Below are 16,614 nucleotides of genomic sequence, written 5' to 3'. Positions count from 1 at the left end.
GCTTAACCTTCCAGTTCTATCTTGGTCAGGCACTCTCGCAAGACAGGGCCGTACTCGGTCTTGCCGGGGCAGACGAAGGTACAGAGCGCCAAATCTTCCTCATCCAGCTCCAGGCAGCCGAGTGCTTGCGCATTGTCGGTATCGCCGGAGACCAGATCCCGCAGCAGCAGGGTCGGCAGGATGTCGAGCGGCATCACGCGCTCATAGTTGCCGATAGGCACCATGGAGCGATCACTACCGTTGGTGGTGGTAGTGAAGTTGATGAGTTTGCCCTTCATCAAATGAGAGAGGGTGGTGCGGGTGATGGAGAATTTGTCCGCGCTCGGATTGATCCAGCCCAGGAACTCTTTCTCACGCCCTTCGCCCAGTACGCTCACCTGATTGTGGTAACGACCCAGGTAGTCATGGACACCCTCGGCCTTGGCACCGCTCAGAATGGAACCGGAGATGACACGGTTTTCATCCGCACGCAGCTCGTTGTTGGTCAGCTGGCTGATGCAGGCGCCCATGCGAGTGCGCAGCAGGCGGGGTTTGACCACGTTCGGACCGGCCAGGGAGATCACCTTGTCGGTACAGATCTGGCCAGTGGTGAACAGCTTGCCGTAGGCGATCACATCCTGATAGTTGATGTGCCACTGTACCTTCTTGGCACCCACCGGATCCAGGAAGTGGATGTGGGTACCGGGCAGGCCGGCAGGGTGCGGGCCGACAAACACGGCTTCCTTGACCTGGGCCAGGGAGGCGTGCGGCAGGCTGGCTTCACCCTTGCAGACATGGACGGCGCCATCGGTCAGGCGAGTCAGCACGGCCAGACCATCGAGGAAGGCCTGGGCCTGCTCCTTGATGATGAGTTCGGCATTGGCGGCGAGCGGGTTGGTGTCCATTGCGGTGACGAAGATGGCGCGCGGGGCAGAGCCCACAGCCGGCACCTTGCTGAATGGACGGGTACGCAGAGCGGTCCACTGACCTGACGCGACCAGGATATCCTGCACCTTGCTGCGCTCGAGCTGTGCGAGCTCGGCAGACGCAAAGTGTTCAAAGGTCACCTGCTCGTCGGAGCCATCGAGATCGATGACGACAGATTGCAGAACACGCTTGGCACCACGGTTGATCTCAGAAACTACACCGGTGGCAGGAGCCGTGAATTTAACGCCGGGATTCTTCTTATCTTCGAAGAGCTCCTGACCTTTAATGACGCGATCACCTACTTTGACGAACATAGTAGGACGCATCCCCACGAACTCTTCGCCGAGTGTAGCAACACGGGTGATGGCCGGGCCATCGTAGATTACTTGCTCCGGAGCACCCAGCACGGGGATGTCCAGTCCTCTTTTAATTGTAATCATACTCACTTGCACTACCGTTAAGGGAAGACAGGTTGGCGCCGGGAACAGATCCCGACGAGTTGTTGAATGAGCCCGTCGACATCGCAAAAAATTGTCGAGAAAACAAACAAATCAGCAACATACAGGTTCATTCAAAAGCGACTGAGTTTACCACCTTAGACAAGTTACCCGCCACGCAAAATAGGGAAAACCCCTGCGCTATCACAAAATTAACCTCTAATGAATATTTTTGACCCGTCGTTGTAACCCGTGGTTTTAAAGGATTTTTTACTTGATTACCCCAATGGTGGTAGTTTGATGAAGAGAAGCTATTGATTAGAAAAAATAATCCTCATCCAGACCCGTTCTTTCCAGCCTCCAGCCATCTGAAAACTGAAAATGTAGGTAATTTGTTAACTGGTCGAGGATTAAGTAATTGGGAGGTAAATAAAGTCAGGCGAAGGGTGATTTGCTGACACAGCTCGGCGTCTGGGGAGCCTGTTCCCGCGATTGCCACTCAGCTTCGGTATAGGTATGCAATGCCAATGCATGGATAACACCTGCCAGCTCCTCGGCCAGCACCCCGTTGACCTGACGATGACGCCCGAGGAGGCGTTGTCCCTCGAACGCCTGGCTCACCACGACCACCTTGAAGTGACTCTCGGAGCCCGGCGCCACCCTGTGCATATAGCTCTCGTTGATCACCTCCAGATGGCTGGGGGACAAGGCGGCGGCCAGCTTGGCCTCGATCTGTTGTTGCATGCTCACGGTAAAGACTCCCTCGATGGATGTATGGCCATTGTAGCCAGGGTTGCGTGCCGGATACATCGGCTCTTGGGGAATAGGGCGCTGATCGGGGGCTGCACCGGGCTGGTGAAATTCTTTGCCGCCGCTAGAATAGCGCCACTTTAGTTGTCCGCCAGGCACGCGTCGGCGGGCACATCTCTTTGCAACACAGCTTGGACTCTCTCTATATGCAAACCCTGCTCGACACGGCCCATTGTCGTCTGACCCTCTATCGTTACCCGCGGCAGAGCCAGGATCCCCTGCAGGCCTGGGATGCGGCAGACGAGTATCTGATCAATCAGCTGGCCGAAGCGCCGCTCGAACAGGGCGGCCCCGTCATCATCATGAATGACGCCTTCGGCGCCCTGGCAGCCTACCTGCACAGCCATGCCCCCGTCAGTGTGACCGACTCCTATATCAGCGAGCGGGCAACCCTGGCCAACCTGGTCGAAAACGAGCTGGATCCCGGACAAGTCCGGTTGCAGGATGCGCTGGCCCCCTTGCCATCGGCCCCCGCACTGGTGGTGATCAAGGTCTCCAAATACCAGGCGTTGCTGGAGCAACAGCTGCTGGCCCTGCGTCAGGTGGTGACACCGGCGACTCGCATCCTGGCCGCCGGCAAGGCAAAGGACATCCATAGCTCCACCCTCAAGCTGTTTGAGAAGTATCTGGGCGAGACCCGCACGTCGCTTGCCTGGAAGAAGGCGCGGCTCATTCACTGCACGCCCTCAGCCGAGCGCCCCCCACTGGCCAGCCCCTTCCCGACCGTCTGGCCGCTGGAGGGCACCGACATGCTCATCCACAACCACGCCAACGTATTTTCGCGCACCAGCCTGGATATTGGCGCCCGCTTCATGCTGGACAACTTGCCAATCCACAGCGCGCGGCGAGTGATCGATCTGGGCTGTGGCAACGGCGTGCTGGGGCTGGCCCTGCTGGCACGGGACAGCGAGGTGGAGGTGACCTTCATCGATGAGTCCTATATGGCGGTCGCCTCGGCGCGGCTGAACGTCGAGCACAATCTGCCGGACGCCCTGCCCCGCGCCCACTTCCTGGTCAACAACTGTCTCGACGAGATGCCGGTGGGTGCGGCGGATCGGATCCTCTGCAATCCGCCCTTCCATCAGTTGCAGGCGATCACCGATCACATCGCCTGGCAGATGTTCACCGACGCACACCGGGTGTTGCCTCAGGGGGGGGAACTCTGGATAGTAGGCAACCGTCATCTGGACTATCACAACAAACTCAAGCGCTTGTTTGCCAACGCACAAGTCGTTGCGTCGAACAGCAAATTCGTTATTTTGAAAGCCATCAAACGATAAAAGCCATCAAACGCTAAAGGAAACCCATGATGAAAAAGTCACTCTTGCTGCTGGCCGCCCTGATGCTGGGTGGTTGTGCCACTCACTGGCCGGAGACCGCCATGCTCAATCCGCAGGTCATCCCCTCCAACCAGCAGTATTACTCCGGCAACAGGATCACCATGGAAGGGGTGGACAAGCGTGAAGCCGCCTATGTCTTCTCCATCAAGAAGAAAGAGAAGGCCGCCGTGCTGGTCAACAGCGAACAGCCGCTCAACAACCTGCTGGCCGAGAAGCTGGCGGAAGGCCTGCGCAGCCAGGGGCTGGAAGTGGGCAACAGCGGTACCACCAACCTGACCCTGGCCATCTCCACCGCCGCGGTCACCGTGGAGGAGAAGACCTTCACCTACGTCACCAAGTCCAAGGTCAGCCTGCAGGTGATCGCCGACTTCCAGGGCAACAAACTGACCAAGCAGTTCAACATGTCGTCCAGCAAGGAGGAGCCGGGTGAGCCGAGCATGGCCGAGCTGGAATCCACCCTGAACCAGCAGCTTGGCAGCCTGTTGCAGCAGATCATGGCTGACGAGGCACTGCGCGGTTATCTCAAGGGCCAGCCGAGCTGAGCGAGGATAGACAGATGAAGACACTCTGGTTACTGGCCATGCTGATCGCCCCGCTGGCGTTCGCCGGCCCCAAGGTCCGGATGGAGACCAATCACGGCAACATCGTGATCGAGCTGGCGCCCAAACAGGCGCCGCAGACGGTGAAGAACTTCCTGCGTTACGTGGCGGACGGCAGCTATGACGGCAGCCTGTTCCACCGCGTGATCCAGAACTTCGTGGTGCAAGGGGGCGGTTACAATCAGCAGTTCCAGCCGCTGCCGACCTTCGAACCCGTGGTGAACGAGTCCAAGGGCGGCCTGCCCAACAAGCGGGGCAGCATCGCCATGGCGCGCACCCAGGCGGTAGACAGCGCCACCCGCCAGTTCTACTTCAACCTGGTGGATAACGACAATCTCAATGCCAATGCCGGTGCAGGTTACACCGTATTCGGACAGGTGGTGCAGGGCATGGAGGTGCTGGACAAGCTGGCGCAGGTGCAGACGGGCTACAGCTCGATCCTGCGTGCCAACGACGTGCCCACCAGCCCCATCATCCTGAAGAAAGTGGTGCTGCTGGCAGATAAATAACGCGGACCGGATCACATTCCGCCCACGCATTGACCGGGTCACCTGCTCTGCCTTTCTATACTCTGGCCTGCCCCTTATCCGGGGCAGAGCCCAGATGAGGAGAGGGAGGTCAGGTGATCTGTCAAGACTACATAGCCCGCCACGCTATCCCGCTGGCCCGGGCGGTTCGCCATTTTCTGGCGCGGGAACTCCCCTACCAACGGCTGGCAGACTTGAGCTGGCAATTGCTCTCTGACTGGCAGTCCCTGCCCCATATCCCCACGGACAAACAGCCGGCCAGCGAACAGGAGGCCGTCTTCTGGCACCTGCTGCACAGCCTGCATCAGTGGGACGAGCAACAGATCATCACCGATGCCTGGCTGCGCTTGCAGCTGATGGCCTGTGCCAACTTCCTCACGGCAGAGGGCCCCTGCCCGCGTCACTGCATCGGCTCACGCCCCTGAAATCCTGATGGCCGTGCTCGGCTCGCCTTGGCTATCCCCCGCGAACCTGACAAAATGACCCACTTTTCCCAGAGGAGTCAGGCATTTGAACACTCTCCGCCCGCCCAGCCGTCGCTCAGGCCGCACCACCAGCTGGCGAGCCGCCCTTGCCGTCTATCTGGAGGCGCGGGTACTCACTCTGTTTGCCATGGGCTTCTCCTCCGGCCTGCCGCTGCTGCTGGTGTTCGGCACCCTCTCGTTCTGGCTGCGCGAGGCCGATGTCAGCCTGACCGACATCGGCTACATGAGCTGGGTGGCGCTGGCCTACGGCTTTAAATGGGTGTGGTCGCCGCTGGTCGATCGGCTGCCGCTGCCGCTGCTCTCCCGCCTGCTGGGGCGTCGCCGCAGCTGGATGCTGCTCTCCCAATTGCTGGTCGCCCTCTCGCTGGTGGGCATGGCCTACTGCGATCCCAAGACCCAGCTCGCCCAGCTCGCCCTGTTTGCCCTGTTGGTGGCCTTCGCTTCGGCGACCCAGGACATCGTCATCGACGCCTATCGCATCGAGTCGGCGCCGGAGCGGCTGCAGGCGGCCATGGCGGCCTCCTACATGACCGGCTACCGGTTGGCGATGATCATGGCGGGTGCCGGTGCACTGGCGCTGGCGGCCTGGCTCGGCAGCAACAGCGGTTATGACTATCGCGGCTGGCGGCTCACCTACCTGCTGATGGCGGGGCTGATGTCCCTCGGCGTCATCACGACGCTGTGCTGCCACGAGCCGGAGATCGACGTGGCCCGGCAAAACGAGCAACAGGCGGAGCGCAAGACGCTGCTGCTCGGCCAGGGCTGGCCAACGCCGCTAGCCGGGCTGGGAGCCTGGGTCTATGAGGCGATCTGGTGCCCCTTTGCTGATTTCTTCCGTCGCCATGGCGGCTCTGCCCTGCTGATCCTCGGGCTCATCGCCTGTTATCGCATCTCGGATGTGGTGATGGGGGTGATGTCCAACAGCTTCTACGTAGACCTGCAGTTCAGCAAGACGGAAGTGGCCACCATCACCAAGGTGTATGGCGTCATCATGACGCTGGTGGGGGCGGCGCTAGGAGGGGTGCTGGTGATGCGCTTCGGCACCTTGCGCATCCTGTTTCTCGGCGCCGTGCTCACCGCCAGCACCAACTTGCTGTTTGCCCTGCTCAACCAGGTTGGCCACGATCTGGAACTGCTGACCCTGATCATCTCGCTGGACAACCTCAGTGCGGGGATCGCCACGGCGGCCTTCGTGACCTATTTGTCGAGCCTGACCAACGTCGCCTTCTCGGCCACCCAGTACGCGCTGTTCAGCTCCATCATGCTGCTGCTGCCCAAATTGCTTGCGGGTTTTTCCGGTCACTTCGTCGAGCAGTTTGGCTACAGCAGCTTCTTCATCGGCACCAGCCTGCTCGGCATTCCGGTGATGGTGCTGATCATCATGGTTGCCAAACGGCACAAGCATTTGTTACCACAAGCGAACAAATAGCAAGCGTTTGCGCCATTTAGGGGGTGATTGGACTCACAGATCCTGAGAAAGTTCCCTGGCTCTTGTTTATCCGTTGAAATTAATTGGCTAGAATCCCTCCCGCTCCTTGTGGGCAGGCTACGGAAAACCTCAACTAAACACACAAGAGACCAATAAAATGGCCAAATTTACCAAGACTCTGATCGCTGCCGGTCTGCTGGCTGCCGCCGCTACTCCGGCCTTCGCTGCCGACTACAGCGGTGACATCCATAAGAACGACTACAAGTGGTTCCAGTTCAACGTCATGCACACCATCGATCAGATGCCCTACAGCGAGTCTGAAGGTGGTTACAACGATACCTACTTCGAAATGGAGTTTGGTGGCCGCTCTGGTATCTTCGATCTGTACGGTTACGTCGACGTCTTCGACATCTTCCAGAACCCCAGCGACGACAAGCACAACCAGGACAACCTGTTCATCAAATTTGCCCCGCGCATCTCCATCGATGGCATGACTGGCAAAGACCTCTCCTTCGGTCCGGTACAAGAGCTGTACATCGCCAACCTGATCAACGTCGGTGGTCCGGATGGTCTGTTTGAAGCCATGACTGGTCTGGGTGCAGACGTACAGGTGCCTTGGTTTGGTAAAGTTGGCATGAACCTGTATGCCCGTCACGTCAACGAAGGCGGCGGCGAGCAAGGCTGGAACGGCTATCAGTTCTCCATGAACTGGTTCAAGCCTTTCTACACCTTCTCCAACGGCAGCTTCATCGCTTATCAGGGTTACCTGGATCACCTGTTTGATGCCAAGGACACTTCCACCGACGGTACCGCCATGTTCAACGGCCTGTACTGGCACTCCGACCGCTACGCCGTCGGTTACGGTCTGAAGTACTTCAACGACATCTATGGCATCCAGAACGGTTCCTTCGGTCTGAAGACCACCGGTTTCGGCCACTACTTCTCCGTTACCTACAAGTTCTAATCGAACGGGTAGCGCAGAGACAAAAAACCGGAGCAGCTGCTCCGGTTTTTTTATGGCTCGCCTGTAGCAAACGGGAGGGAGCAAGCCCTCCCCCCGCTTGTCATCAATCGCGGAAATTCTGGAACTGCATCGGCTGACCCAGCTCGGCCCCGCGCACCAGCGCCATGGCCTCCTGCAGATCGTCACGCTTCTTGCCGGTGACGCGCACTTCGTCGCCCTGGATGGCAACCTGCACCTTGATCTTGGAATCCTTGATAAGCTTCACCAGCTTCTTGGCGATCTCTTTCTCGATCCCCTGCTTGAACTTGACGTTCAGATGGAAGCGCTTGCCGGAGTGGACGCTGTCCCCCACTTCCATGGAGCTGTTCTCGATGTTGCGCTTGAGCAGGGCCCCGCGCAGGATCTCGACCATCTGCTTGAGCTGGAAATCGGCGTCGGCCTCCAGCTTGACCTCTTCCTTGCTCATCTCGAAGCTGGCTTCGACACCACGAAAATCGAAACGGGTCGCCAGTTCACGATTGGCGTTATCGACGGCGTTCAACACCTCGTTCATTTTGACTTCAGAGACAATATCGAATGACGGCATAACCGGGCTCCTCATGCTGTACTTTAGGTTGTGCTTATAGGTGGGCAAATCTACCAGAAAACAGGCAAATTTGCTGATTTCGATGGGGTTGCTCTGCTAGAATCCCCTGCGCACAGGAATGGCGAGACCCGATAGTGTCCGCCAAGCGACATCTCACTTATCCCAGGTAGCCGGTTGATTGGATTGCGACCACTACCCTGATCGAGCCTCTCCATGCCAAGCGGATTACGCGATAACAACCTGAAAACCAGTCGACAACTCACTTCTCCTCAGTGGACATTACTGGGCTGCGGTGCCCTGGGTGGCGTGTTCGCCTCCCTGCTGACCCTGAGCGGTCAATCGACCCGCGTCCTGCTGCGCGACCGGCATCGTGCCACCCTGCATCCCGGTATCGACTTCACTTCCCTCGAAGGCCATACCCAGCTGCTCGCTATCGAACGGAGCTTCATCAGTCAGCCCGGCAAGATCACGCGACTGCTGGTGATGACCAAGGCCAATCAGGTCGTGCCCGCGCTGACGCCGCTGGTAGGCAAACTGGCAGCGGAGACTCCCATAGTACTGCTGCACAACGGCATGGGCATCGCCGAGCAGGTGGTGCAGCTGTTCCCCCATAACCCGGTGATCGCCGGCGTCACCAGCCACGGCGCCATGCAGGGCGGCCACTTCGTGTTCCGTCACACCGGCAAGGGCGAAACCTGGCTCGGCCCGGTCAATGAGGCGGCCAAGTCCCACTCTTGTCTGGCGGAAGAGCTCGCATGCGCCCTCGGCCAGGCCGGCTGGGATGAGCAGATCCTGACCCGCCAATGGCAAAAACTCGCCATCAACTGCGCCATCAATCCACTCACAGCACTCTATAAACTCAAGAATGGCGAGCTGGCCGGCCCACGTTTCGTCGATGTCCTGCAACAAGTCTGCGTGGAAGTGGCGGATGTGATGCTGGCTGAAGGCCAGCCAACCAGCAGCGACGAGCTGCTACGCCGGGTGATGATGGTAGTGGAGCTCACCGCCGACAATTACTCTTCCATGTATCAGGACATGGATCTGGGACGAGAGACCGAGATTGAGGCCATCACCGGCTACCTGCTGGCACGTGCCGCCAAACATGGTATCGCGGTGCCGGTCAATCAGGGCCTCTATCAGGCCATCAAAGAGAAGCAATAGACCCGGCAAGATCGCGGGCAACTAAGGAGTCCAGTATGACCGTATTGGTATTGGTAGCCCCAGGCTCGGAAGAGATCGAGACCGTCGCCATCGTCGACACCCTGGTGAGGGCCTCCATCGAGGTGGTGCTCGCCTCCTGTTGTCCGGCCGGTCAGCGCCAGATCCGCGCCTCCCGCGGGGTGCAGATGGTGGCGGATTGCCATATCGATGAACTGACCAGTCGTGATTTCGAGGCCATCGTGGTGCCGGGTGGCCTGCCCGGCAGCGAGATGATCCGCGATACACCGCTTGCCATCGACCTGCTCAAAGAGCAAGCCGCGCTCGGCCGCTGGCGGGCGGCCATTTGCGCCGCCCCCGCCGTGGTGCTGCAACACCACGATCTGCTGGGGGATGCCAGCGTCACCTGTCATCCCGGCTTTCAGGCCCAGCTACCCGTCGCCCAGCTCAGCACAGAACGGGTGGTGAGGGATGAAACCCACCGACTCATCACCAGCCAGGGTCCCGGCAGCGCCATCGAGTTCGCCCTCGAGATAGTACGGGTGCTGCGTGATGACGAGACTGCCCGAGCAGTAGCCGGCCCCATGGTAATGCCCTAACCTCTGAATCGCCCCTACTTTCCTAGACACCTCAAGAGCCTCAAACTGAGGTCATTCAGGAGATGTTATGAGCAAGCAGCAACGTTACACGGAAGAATTCAAACTGGCCGCCGTCAAGCAGGTGACTGAGCGCCATTACCCAGTGGCAGAGGTCGCTGAGCGACTTGGTGTTTCCAGCCACAGTCTCTACGTCTGGATCAAACGCTACAGCCAGCCCGACGTGCAGCAACAGCACGACGCCAGCCAGCAAGCCGAAATTCGGCGCCTCAAGGCTGAACTGCGCCGCGTCACCGATGAGCGAGATATCTTAAAAAACGCGCTGTCCCAATTACATGTTGGAAGACTAACCTTGGAGTAGGTCATCACCCTGAGGGCCTCCATCATGGATACCCAAGCCTTCCAACATATCCTTACCCTGTTCCCGCAACTCTCTGTTCGACAACGACATATCGCTCAACGTGAGTTACAGCAACCCAGTTTGCCTCCTCCCATTAACGCCCTGCTACCGGATTGCCCTGCTTGTCCCCATTGTCATGCACAACCAGACCAGCTCGCGCCTTGGGGTTGGAGTCGGGGGTTGCGGCGTTACCGTTGTAAACAATGCTTGCGGACCTGCTCTACCTTGACCAAGACGCCATTGGCACGCCTGAGAAAATCCCAATGCTGGCAAGCCTATGCCCAGGCGCTCATTGACGGTCTAACCGTCAGAGCCGCGGCCCGGCGCTGTGGGGTCAGCAAGAACACAGCTTTCCTGTGGCGCCATCGCTTTTTGCGCGCCATGGCGGAGCATCAGGCCGACCATGAAGGCGGGATTGTGGAAGTGGATGAGACCTTCTTTCTCGAGTCCTTCAAAGGTCAGCATGTCTGGTCACGACCAGCCCGACAGCGAGGTGGGAAAGGGCGAACCCGAGGAACGGGACCGGATTACATCCCGGTGGTCGTGGTGCAAGACAGGGAAGGCCATCTGGCTGATTTCCAACTGGAGCAACTGGATGCCAGGCATGTGAAGGCGGTCCTGGCGCCGCTAGTCGACAAGGATGCGGTGCTGTGCAGTGATGGGGCGGGAGTGTATGCGAGCTTTGCCCGTAGCCAGGGATTGAGTCATCAGGTGCTGCATAACCGGGCGGGACAGCGGGTGATAGGCGGTGCTTACCATATCCAACATGTGAACGGGTATCACCGCAGGCTAAAGGAATGGATGGAGCGATTTCACGGTGTCGCGACGTCTTACTTGAGGAATTATCTGGGTTGGCGGCGGATGCTGGAGCGTTATCAACGAGGGATAGGCGTCAGATGTTGCTTGCATGAGGCGCTAGGGCGCCCCATGCAACACGTAATTGGGAGATAGCCTTAAAAAAGGCCGCTGTAGATTCAACTTGTCAACGCAACACCCTTTTCAATAACTTCTTTTGGTGTTTTAAATTTCAGGGTCTTCCTCGGTCTGCTGTTTAGTTGGGCTGCAACCTTATCCAGCTCCTGCTGGGAATATTGGGCAAGGCATGTCTTTTTGGGGAAAAACTGTCGTATCAGACCATTGGTGTTCTCGTTCGTGCCCCGTTGCCAGGGACTTTGAGGATCACAGAAGTAAACTTTTACTCCTGTACTGGCAGTAAGCTCCAGATGCTTGGCCAGTTCCATGCCGCGATCCCACGTCAGGGACAGCCTGAGCGTGGGTGGCAGTGCCTGGAATTTATCTATAAGCGCTTGATTTACAGACCCTGCATCCTTTCCATTTAGCTTGAGAATAACGGTATAGCGCGATTTCCTATCTACAAGTGTGGCTATGTGAGAGTTATTAGTGCCGGACACCAAATCCCCCTCCCAGTGACCGAATGATCGTCGGTTATCGATGTGCTTGGAGCGCTCGTGGATTGATATGCCATTCACGATATTGATGGTGCCTCTTTCTCCCTTGCGTATATGGCGTTTTCCATGGCGCAGGCTATGAGAACGGCGCAGATGTTTGACAAGCAGGTGGTGCAGCGCACTCCGATTGCGAAAATACAGCGTTTTATAAATCGTCTCGGCGGATATCTGCATCATGTTCTGGCGGGGGAACGTTCTTCTGAGCCACCCAGAGATCTGCTCCGGAGACCATTTTAACTCGAGTTTTTCCAGCACCAGATTTCGCAGTTGCGGATTCCGCTCCAGAAGGCATACCTTGGGTCTTTTGGCCATTCGATTAGCGCGATTATTGGCATCAACAGCTTTGTAGCCGCGTCTACCACGATTACGTTGAACTTCCCGAGATATTGTTGAAGGAGAGCGGTTAAGGGAGCGTGCTATGGCACGAATACTCATTCGTGCCGATAGACCGGCTCGAATCTCCTCACGCTCAGATAACGTCAGGTGAGCTACTGCTCGACGGCGCTCGCTCGGTTTGATGCCTCCCGTGTCCCTCAACATGGTGAAAATGGTGCCGGGCTTTGAATCCAAGATTCTCGCTATCTCGCTGAAGCCTGTTCCCCGCTTCCACAGATCAAAAACAAACGCTTTTTCCTTTGCTGTAAATGTTCGCTTCATTCAACAATCCTCCGCAACGGCATGCTTTCACATGGTTGTTGCGTTGATCAATTGAATCTACAGCCGCGTACTTTGCCAAGCTGTCAGGGTAAGGTACGCCTTCATCCGGGAGCACGCGTCCACACATCCCATCCGCCGACTGTGTCGGATGATGAATGTCCACCCGAGCGGTTATTACGCTTGGCAGCACCAGCCTTTATCTGCCCGAGCACTTGAAGACCAACGCCTTCTGGGCCAGATCAAGCAATGTTGGCTAGAAAGCGGCGGCGTCTATGGTTATCGCAAGATCCGGGATGACCTGCGAGAGATGGGCGAGACCTGTGGGAAACACCGGGTGGCGCGATTAATGCGTCATGAAGGTTTACGTTCACAAACCGGTTATCGTCGCCGTCCCGGTCATTATGGTGGCCGGCCAACGGTGGTTGCACCGAATCATCTTGAACGCCAGTTCGATGTAACTGAGCCAAATAAGGTCTGGGTAACGGACATCACTTATATTCGAACCCATGAAGGCTGGCTCTATCTGGCCGCGGTATTGGATTTGTTTTCACGACAAGTCATTGGTTGGTCAATGGGACCACGGATCGACCGAGAGTTGGCCATCAGCGCGTTACTGATGGCGGTGTGGCGACGGCAACCCGAACAGGAAGTGCTGGTTCATTCTGACCAAGGGAGCCAGTTTAGCAGCTATGACTGGCAGGATTTTTTGCGGGATCACCGGCTCAAGGCCAGCATGAGCAGACGTGGTAATTGTCATGATAACGCGGTGGCGGAGAGTTTTTTCCAGCTCCTCAAACGCGAGCGGATCCGACGTAAAACCTATGCGGATCGCGAGGAGGCCCGGCAGGATGTGTTTGATTACATTGAGATGTTTTACAACCCCAAGCGTCGGCACAGTTTCAACAATGGGCTATCGCCAGTAGAGTGTGAGAAGCAATATTTCGAACGGCTCAAAAGTGTCTAGAGAAGCCAGGGTGATTCATTAGGAAGCTGACACCATTAGGTTCTCAATTGGAAATTAAATATGTAATGGGAACAACATCCAGTCATGCCTTTTCGACCTATCCCCCTCAGCATTCCTGCGACATACAGCACAAATTTAATACTAAACATTAAAAAACCTTGTAAACATCGCTAGCTTACGCAATCTTTATATGAAATTGGTTTAACCCAAAAAGGCTAAGATGAAAGATAAAAATTTTGTGGATACTACCAGAGATCGATTTAAGGAATGGCTTCAAAAGGAGAGTTTCGTACCAGGCTCCCGGTTACCATCTGAACGGGAACTCTGCGAGTTACTGGATGCCAAGCGAATGACCTTGCGTCAAGTACTCAAAGAACTGGAAGTTGAATCAGTGATTTTTAGAAAAAATCGCAGTGGGTGGTTTATTTCTCCGGCTAGGTTCAGGTACAACCCAAAATCCTTCTCCAGTTTTGATGCTGAAGCGAGAAGTCAGGGACGGAGTCCATTTTGGGGATATCTTGAAATTGCAGAGGCCCCTACAGAAATGAATGTTGAGTGTCTTCAGGATAAGAACATTTATCGAGTGACCGGTTGGTGTGGTCTTGACCAGCACAAGGTTTTTTATCATGAGTCGTTTATTGACGCAGATGTTGCACCTGAGTTTACTCGTAAGCTGAATAACCAATCATTTGCCAGTGTATGGAGAGATAGTTTTGGACACCATCTAACAATAAAGAAATTAATATTCAAGCCGGTAAAAATGCCAGAAATGGCATGTAAGGCATTAGGGGTTGCACAGAGCTCTTTTGGTATATTAGTCGAAAAGCACCGCGCAACACGTAACAACACTGTCGTCCAGATTGACTTCGAATACTGGCGGCTTGATTCCGTGGAATTGGTCATTGACGAGTCATAGAGGGAAAAATTAAAATGACAGATAATACAGTCCTTTCAGAAAGAGCGAAATGCATACCATTATATTTACACGCATATGCATTTCACTTGAACATGAGATATGAGCGAATTCTTCCATGCGATTTACTAGAAATAGCTCAGCAACAAAAATTACATGGTGTAAAAATACATGTAGAGGATGGGGAGTCGCAGGCATTACAGGCAGTCGGTGATGGCGAGTTAGCAAAATTTAAAGAACTTGCAGCACGATATTGCTTAGAGATTCATATTGAAACCAGTGCATCAGATAAAGAAACTCTAGATGATGCCATCCGGATCGCTTGGGCGACCGGTGCCACCTCCGTAAGGTTTTATCCTCGATATGAAGGTTTTTTGGATGATGTTCTTGAAAAAATCACCAAAGATATTAGTTATTTATCTCAATTCGATGATTGTGGTCTGACATTTACCATAGAACAGCATGAGGATCTTAAGTCTCATGAAATTGTCGCTCTGGTTCAGAACAGTGGTATGAAGAACCTCTCTATTTTATTTGATTTTGCTAATATGATTAATGCTAATGAGGAACCGCTTACCGCCTTGGAGATCATGGCGCCTTATATCACCCAGGTTCATATAAAAGATGCCATAAGGATTAAAGAAGGAGATGGTTGGGCGCACGAAGCCTGTTGTACAGGGAAAGGGGACCTTCCAATAAGAGAGATGCTATATAGACTGTTGGCATTGGGTGAGGACAAACCTCAGGTAACGTCTTTTGGTTTAGAAGAGGAAGTTGATTACTACGCACCGGCCTTCCGCTTTGATAATGAGGGACATAACCCATGGATCCCTTGGCGTACGGCGAGTTATTCACCACTACCCAATGAACACCAAATAGATGAACGATTGATGCTAGAAAAAGAATACGCACTGGCACAAATTAAATATATAAAAGAAATGTGCAATGCAATTCCTTAAATTAACCTAATGCTTTATATTTTTCTTTCGCTGTGTTTTTTTCTGACTATTCGTATAGTCCAAAGCTTTCTTTGGATGGAAAACCATATTTCATCATTGACAATGGGGTGTTGACAATGCTTTTCAATAAATGGGCTAGACTTTGTTTTCTAGTGCTCGGCGGTGGCACAATCTTTAAGCTGTCGAGTATGAAGGACGTGTTTTATGTGCCTATGCAAAATGATTGGGGGTTAACCAACACCCAGATTGGACTTGGCTTCACTATTTATGCAGTAGTTCAAACAGCAGGTCTCTTTCTATCTTTATACATCTCAGACCGTTATTCTAAAAAAATATTATTACCTGTTGGGTTACTTGGTGTTGGTCTGTGTGGGCTTTATTTATCAACCCTGCCACCGTTTGCTGGTTATCTCATCTGCTTTGCCGCCATGGCCTTATTTGGTGAAGTATTATTTTGGCCAGTGTTGCTTAAGGCCGTCAGACTTTTGGGGACAAAAGAAGAACAGGGTCGCATGTTTGGCTTTCTCGAAGCCGGTCGTGGCGTGGTAGATGTTATTATCGCATCAGGTGCCCTATTTGTTTTTGTCTCATTTGGCGAAGGAAAAGCCGGCATGCAGGCAGGATTGCTGTTCTACACCTTTGTTACTATGACGGTAGGGATTATCACTTACTTTATTGTTGATGATGATAAAAAAGTTGCAGGTAACAAAGACAGTAGTGCAAACATGGAAGTGCTTAAGGGTGTGAAGCATGTACTGTCCAGTGTGAACGTATGGTTGGCGGCATTCGGTATTTTTTTCGTTTATGCCGCCTATTGTGGATTAACCTATTTCATTCCATTTCTGAAAGATATTTATATGTTGCCAGTGGCATTGGTGGGAGCCTACGGCATTATTAATCAATATGCACTTAAAATGGTAGGAGGGCCAATTGGGGGATTCCTTGCCGATAAGGTAGCCAAATCACCAACGGTTTATCTGAAGTGGTCATTTCTGATTTCAGCTATCGCGATGCTTGTATTTATTCAGCTCCCACACAACTCCATGAATGTCTATGTCGGCATGGCAGCGACTCTTGGATTTGGAGCAATCATATTCTCACAGCGTGCTATTTTCTTTGCACCGATGGATGAGATTGGTATTTCGCGTCAATATGCAGGCTCCGCAATGGCATTTGGCTGTATCATTGGCTACATGCCTGCTATGTTCGCTTACACCCTATATGGCTGGATGTTGGATAATCATCCAGGAATTAGTGGGTATAATTACATCTTCAGTATGATGATTACCTTCAGCTTGTTGGGATTTGGTTGCTCTACAATACTTGTACGGAGGCTTAAAAAGAACACAGTGTCTGAGTTAGCACCAGAAATAAGTTAAAGCCGTGATCAAAGGTGTCCACCAACACTCGGTGGA

16 protein-coding genes and 2 pseudogenes are annotated in these 16,614 nt (G+C 54.5%); 14 read left to right on the top strand and 4 right to left on the bottom strand.

The genetic code is table 11. The features are described from left to right. Positions 1 to 2 precede the first annotated feature (2 nt). Together ACZ9IL_RS01135 and ACZ9IL_RS01130 are read right to left on the bottom strand one after the other, a co-directional pair. A complete protein-coding gene (locus tag ACZ9IL_RS01135) occupies positions 3 to 1,346 on the bottom strand; it encodes a Na(+)-translocating NADH-quinone reductase subunit A (RefSeq protein ID WP_476001835.1) in 1,344 nt (447 codons plus the stop codon). A 432-nt stretch (positions 1,347 to 1,778) separates the two neighbouring features. After that, entirely contained in the window at positions 1,779 to 2,087 is a 309-nt protein-coding gene (locus tag ACZ9IL_RS01130; RefSeq protein ID WP_476005287.1) for a BolA family protein, read from the bottom strand. A gap of 212 nt (positions 2,088 to 2,299) precedes the next feature. Here ACZ9IL_RS01130 and ACZ9IL_RS01125 point away from each other — a divergent pair, with 212 nt between their 5' ends. The 6 genes from ACZ9IL_RS01125 to ACZ9IL_RS01100 all read left to right on the top strand — a co-directional run bounded on the left by ACZ9IL_RS01125 (position 2,300) and on the right by ACZ9IL_RS01100 (position 7,497). Then, positions 2,300 to 3,433 carry a methyltransferase gene (locus tag ACZ9IL_RS01125; protein WP_476001834.1) on the top strand — a complete coding sequence of 378 codons (1,134 nt, stop codon included), beginning with the start codon at positions 2,300 to 2,302 and terminating at the stop codon, positions 3,431 to 3,433. Positions 3,434 to 3,462: 29 nt separating this feature from the next. Continuing rightward, positions 3,463 to 4,035 carry a YajG family lipoprotein gene (locus ACZ9IL_RS01120; protein ID WP_476001833.1) on the top strand — a complete coding sequence of 191 codons (573 nt, stop codon included), beginning with the start codon at positions 3,463 to 3,465 and terminating at the stop codon, positions 4,033 to 4,035. A gap of 14 nt (positions 4,036 to 4,049) precedes the next feature. Further along, positions 4,050 to 4,601, top strand: coding sequence for a peptidylprolyl isomerase (locus ACZ9IL_RS01115; protein ID WP_476001832.1), 552 nt, complete (start codon positions 4,050 to 4,052; stop codon positions 4,599 to 4,601). A gap of 113 nt (positions 4,602 to 4,714) precedes the next feature. Further along, the gene (locus ACZ9IL_RS01110) at positions 4,715 to 5,044 is read left to right on the top strand and encodes a hypothetical protein (protein ID WP_476001831.1); all 330 of its coding nucleotides are present in this window, start codon (positions 4,715 to 4,717) and stop codon (positions 5,042 to 5,044) included. Positions 5,045 to 5,129: 85 nt separating this feature from the next. After that, the gene (locus ACZ9IL_RS01105) at positions 5,130 to 6,533 is read left to right on the top strand and encodes an AmpG family muropeptide MFS transporter (RefSeq protein ID WP_476001830.1); all 1,404 of its coding nucleotides are present in this window, start codon (positions 5,130 to 5,132) and stop codon (positions 6,531 to 6,533) included. A gap of 157 nt (positions 6,534 to 6,690) precedes the next feature. Continuing rightward, positions 6,691 to 7,497, top strand: a complete 807-nt coding sequence (locus ACZ9IL_RS01100) for a nucleoside-specific channel-forming Tsx family protein (RefSeq protein WP_476001829.1) — start codon at positions 6,691 to 6,693, stop codon at positions 7,495 to 7,497. A gap of 103 nt (positions 7,498 to 7,600) precedes the next feature. On the opposite strand, the gene ACZ9IL_RS01095 is transcribed toward ACZ9IL_RS01100, so the two are convergent. After that, positions 7,601 to 8,083 (bottom strand): YajQ family cyclic di-GMP-binding protein, encoded by a 483-nt coding sequence (locus tag ACZ9IL_RS01095; RefSeq protein WP_042639519.1) that lies wholly within the window; start codon positions 8,081 to 8,083, stop codon positions 7,601 to 7,603. A 213-nt stretch (positions 8,084 to 8,296) separates the two neighbouring features. On the opposite strand from ACZ9IL_RS01095, the gene ACZ9IL_RS01090 reads away from it, so the two are divergent. The 4 genes and pseudogenes from ACZ9IL_RS01090 to ACZ9IL_RS01075 all read left to right on the top strand — a co-directional run bounded on the left by ACZ9IL_RS01090 (position 8,297) and on the right by ACZ9IL_RS01075 (position 11,188). Further along, positions 8,297 to 9,244: a ketopantoate reductase family protein gene (locus tag ACZ9IL_RS01090; RefSeq protein ID WP_476001828.1), complete on the top strand. Its 948-nt coding sequence runs from the start codon at positions 8,297 to 8,299 to the stop codon at positions 9,242 to 9,244. 35 nt (positions 9,245 to 9,279) lie between these two features. Next, positions 9,280 to 9,840, top strand: a complete 561-nt coding sequence (locus tag ACZ9IL_RS01085) for a DJ-1 family glyoxalase III (protein ID WP_476001827.1) — start codon at positions 9,280 to 9,282, stop codon at positions 9,838 to 9,840. Positions 9,841 to 9,907: 67 nt separating this feature from the next. Beyond that, positions 9,908 to 10,153, top strand: a pseudogene (locus tag ACZ9IL_RS01080) (transposase); the annotation flags it as partial. 69 nt (positions 10,154 to 10,222) lie between these two features. Beyond that, positions 10,223 to 11,188: an IS1595 family transposase gene (locus tag ACZ9IL_RS01075; protein WP_476001826.1), complete on the top strand. Its 966-nt coding sequence runs from the start codon at positions 10,223 to 10,225 to the stop codon at positions 11,186 to 11,188. A 23-nt stretch (positions 11,189 to 11,211) separates the two neighbouring features. On the opposite strand, the gene ACZ9IL_RS01070 is transcribed toward ACZ9IL_RS01075, so the two are convergent. Then, complete coding sequence (locus tag ACZ9IL_RS01070; protein ID WP_476001825.1) at positions 11,212 to 12,363, bottom strand: IS30 family transposase; 1,152 nt, start codon at positions 12,361 to 12,363, stop codon at positions 11,212 to 11,214. Between the two features lie 64 nt (positions 12,364 to 12,427). On the opposite strand from ACZ9IL_RS01070, the pseudogene ACZ9IL_RS01065 reads away from it, so the two are divergent. From ACZ9IL_RS01065 to ACZ9IL_RS01050, 4 genes and pseudogenes are all read left to right on the top strand, one after another. Beyond that, positions 12,428 to 13,327, top strand: a pseudogene (locus tag ACZ9IL_RS01065) (IS3-like element ISAeca4 family transposase); the annotation flags it as partial. A gap of 220 nt (positions 13,328 to 13,547) precedes the next feature. Beyond that, positions 13,548 to 14,243, top strand: a complete 696-nt coding sequence (locus ACZ9IL_RS01060; protein WP_476001824.1) for a GntR family transcriptional regulator — start codon at positions 13,548 to 13,550, stop codon at positions 14,241 to 14,243. 14 nt (positions 14,244 to 14,257) lie between these two features. Further along, a complete protein-coding gene (locus tag ACZ9IL_RS01055; RefSeq protein ID WP_476001823.1) occupies positions 14,258 to 15,199 on the top strand; it encodes a sugar phosphate isomerase/epimerase family protein in 942 nt (313 codons plus the stop codon). Between the two features lie 188 nt (positions 15,200 to 15,387). Beyond that, the gene (locus tag ACZ9IL_RS01050; RefSeq protein ID WP_476001822.1) at positions 15,388 to 16,578 is read left to right on the top strand and encodes an MFS transporter; all 1,191 of its coding nucleotides are present in this window, start codon (positions 15,388 to 15,390) and stop codon (positions 16,576 to 16,578) included. The last annotated feature ends 36 nt before the right edge of the window (positions 16,579 to 16,614 follow it).

This window comes from Aeromonas sp. TECH754, from assembly GCF_056279295.1.
Note: the sequence above shows the minus strand (reverse complement) of the source record. Positions and strands in the feature narration are given on the sequence as shown.

What these genes read in the sequence shown, in the direction of transcription:
- ACZ9IL_RS01135 (WP_476001835.1), bottom strand. Translation starts at nt 1,346, where the DNA reads ATGATTACAATTAAAAGAGGACTGGACATCCCCGTGCTGGGTGCTCCG.
- ACZ9IL_RS01130 (WP_476005287.1), bottom strand. Translation starts at nt 2,087, where the DNA reads ATGCAACAACAGATCGAGGCCAAGCTGGCCGCCGCCTTGTCCCCCAGC.
- ACZ9IL_RS01125 (WP_476001834.1), top strand. Translation starts at nt 2,300, where the DNA reads ATGCAAACCCTGCTCGACACGGCCCATTGTCGTCTGACCCTCTATCGT.
- ACZ9IL_RS01120 (WP_476001833.1), top strand. Translation starts at nt 3,463, where the DNA reads ATGAAAAAGTCACTCTTGCTGCTGGCCGCCCTGATGCTGGGTGGTTGT.
- ACZ9IL_RS01115 (WP_476001832.1), top strand. Translation starts at nt 4,050, where the DNA reads ATGAAGACACTCTGGTTACTGGCCATGCTGATCGCCCCGCTGGCGTTC.
- ACZ9IL_RS01100 (WP_476001829.1), top strand. Translation starts at nt 6,691, where the DNA reads ATGGCCAAATTTACCAAGACTCTGATCGCTGCCGGTCTGCTGGCTGCC.
- ACZ9IL_RS01095 (WP_042639519.1), bottom strand. Translation starts at nt 8,083, where the DNA reads ATGCCGTCATTCGATATTGTCTCTGAAGTCAAAATGAACGAGGTGTTG.
- ACZ9IL_RS01090 (WP_476001828.1), top strand. Translation starts at nt 8,297, where the DNA reads ATGCCAAGCGGATTACGCGATAACAACCTGAAAACCAGTCGACAACTC.
- ACZ9IL_RS01085 (WP_476001827.1), top strand. Translation starts at nt 9,280, where the DNA reads ATGACCGTATTGGTATTGGTAGCCCCAGGCTCGGAAGAGATCGAGACC.
- ACZ9IL_RS01075 (WP_476001826.1), top strand. Translation starts at nt 10,223, where the DNA reads ATGGATACCCAAGCCTTCCAACATATCCTTACCCTGTTCCCGCAACTC.
- ACZ9IL_RS01070 (WP_476001825.1), bottom strand. Translation starts at nt 12,363, where the DNA reads ATGAAGCGAACATTTACAGCAAAGGAAAAAGCGTTTGTTTTTGATCTG.
- ACZ9IL_RS01060 (WP_476001824.1), top strand. Translation starts at nt 13,548, where the DNA reads ATGAAAGATAAAAATTTTGTGGATACTACCAGAGATCGATTTAAGGAA.
- ACZ9IL_RS01055 (WP_476001823.1), top strand. Translation starts at nt 14,258, where the DNA reads ATGACAGATAATACAGTCCTTTCAGAAAGAGCGAAATGCATACCATTA.
- ACZ9IL_RS01050 (WP_476001822.1), top strand. Translation starts at nt 15,388, where the DNA reads ATGAAGGACGTGTTTTATGTGCCTATGCAAAATGATTGGGGGTTAACC.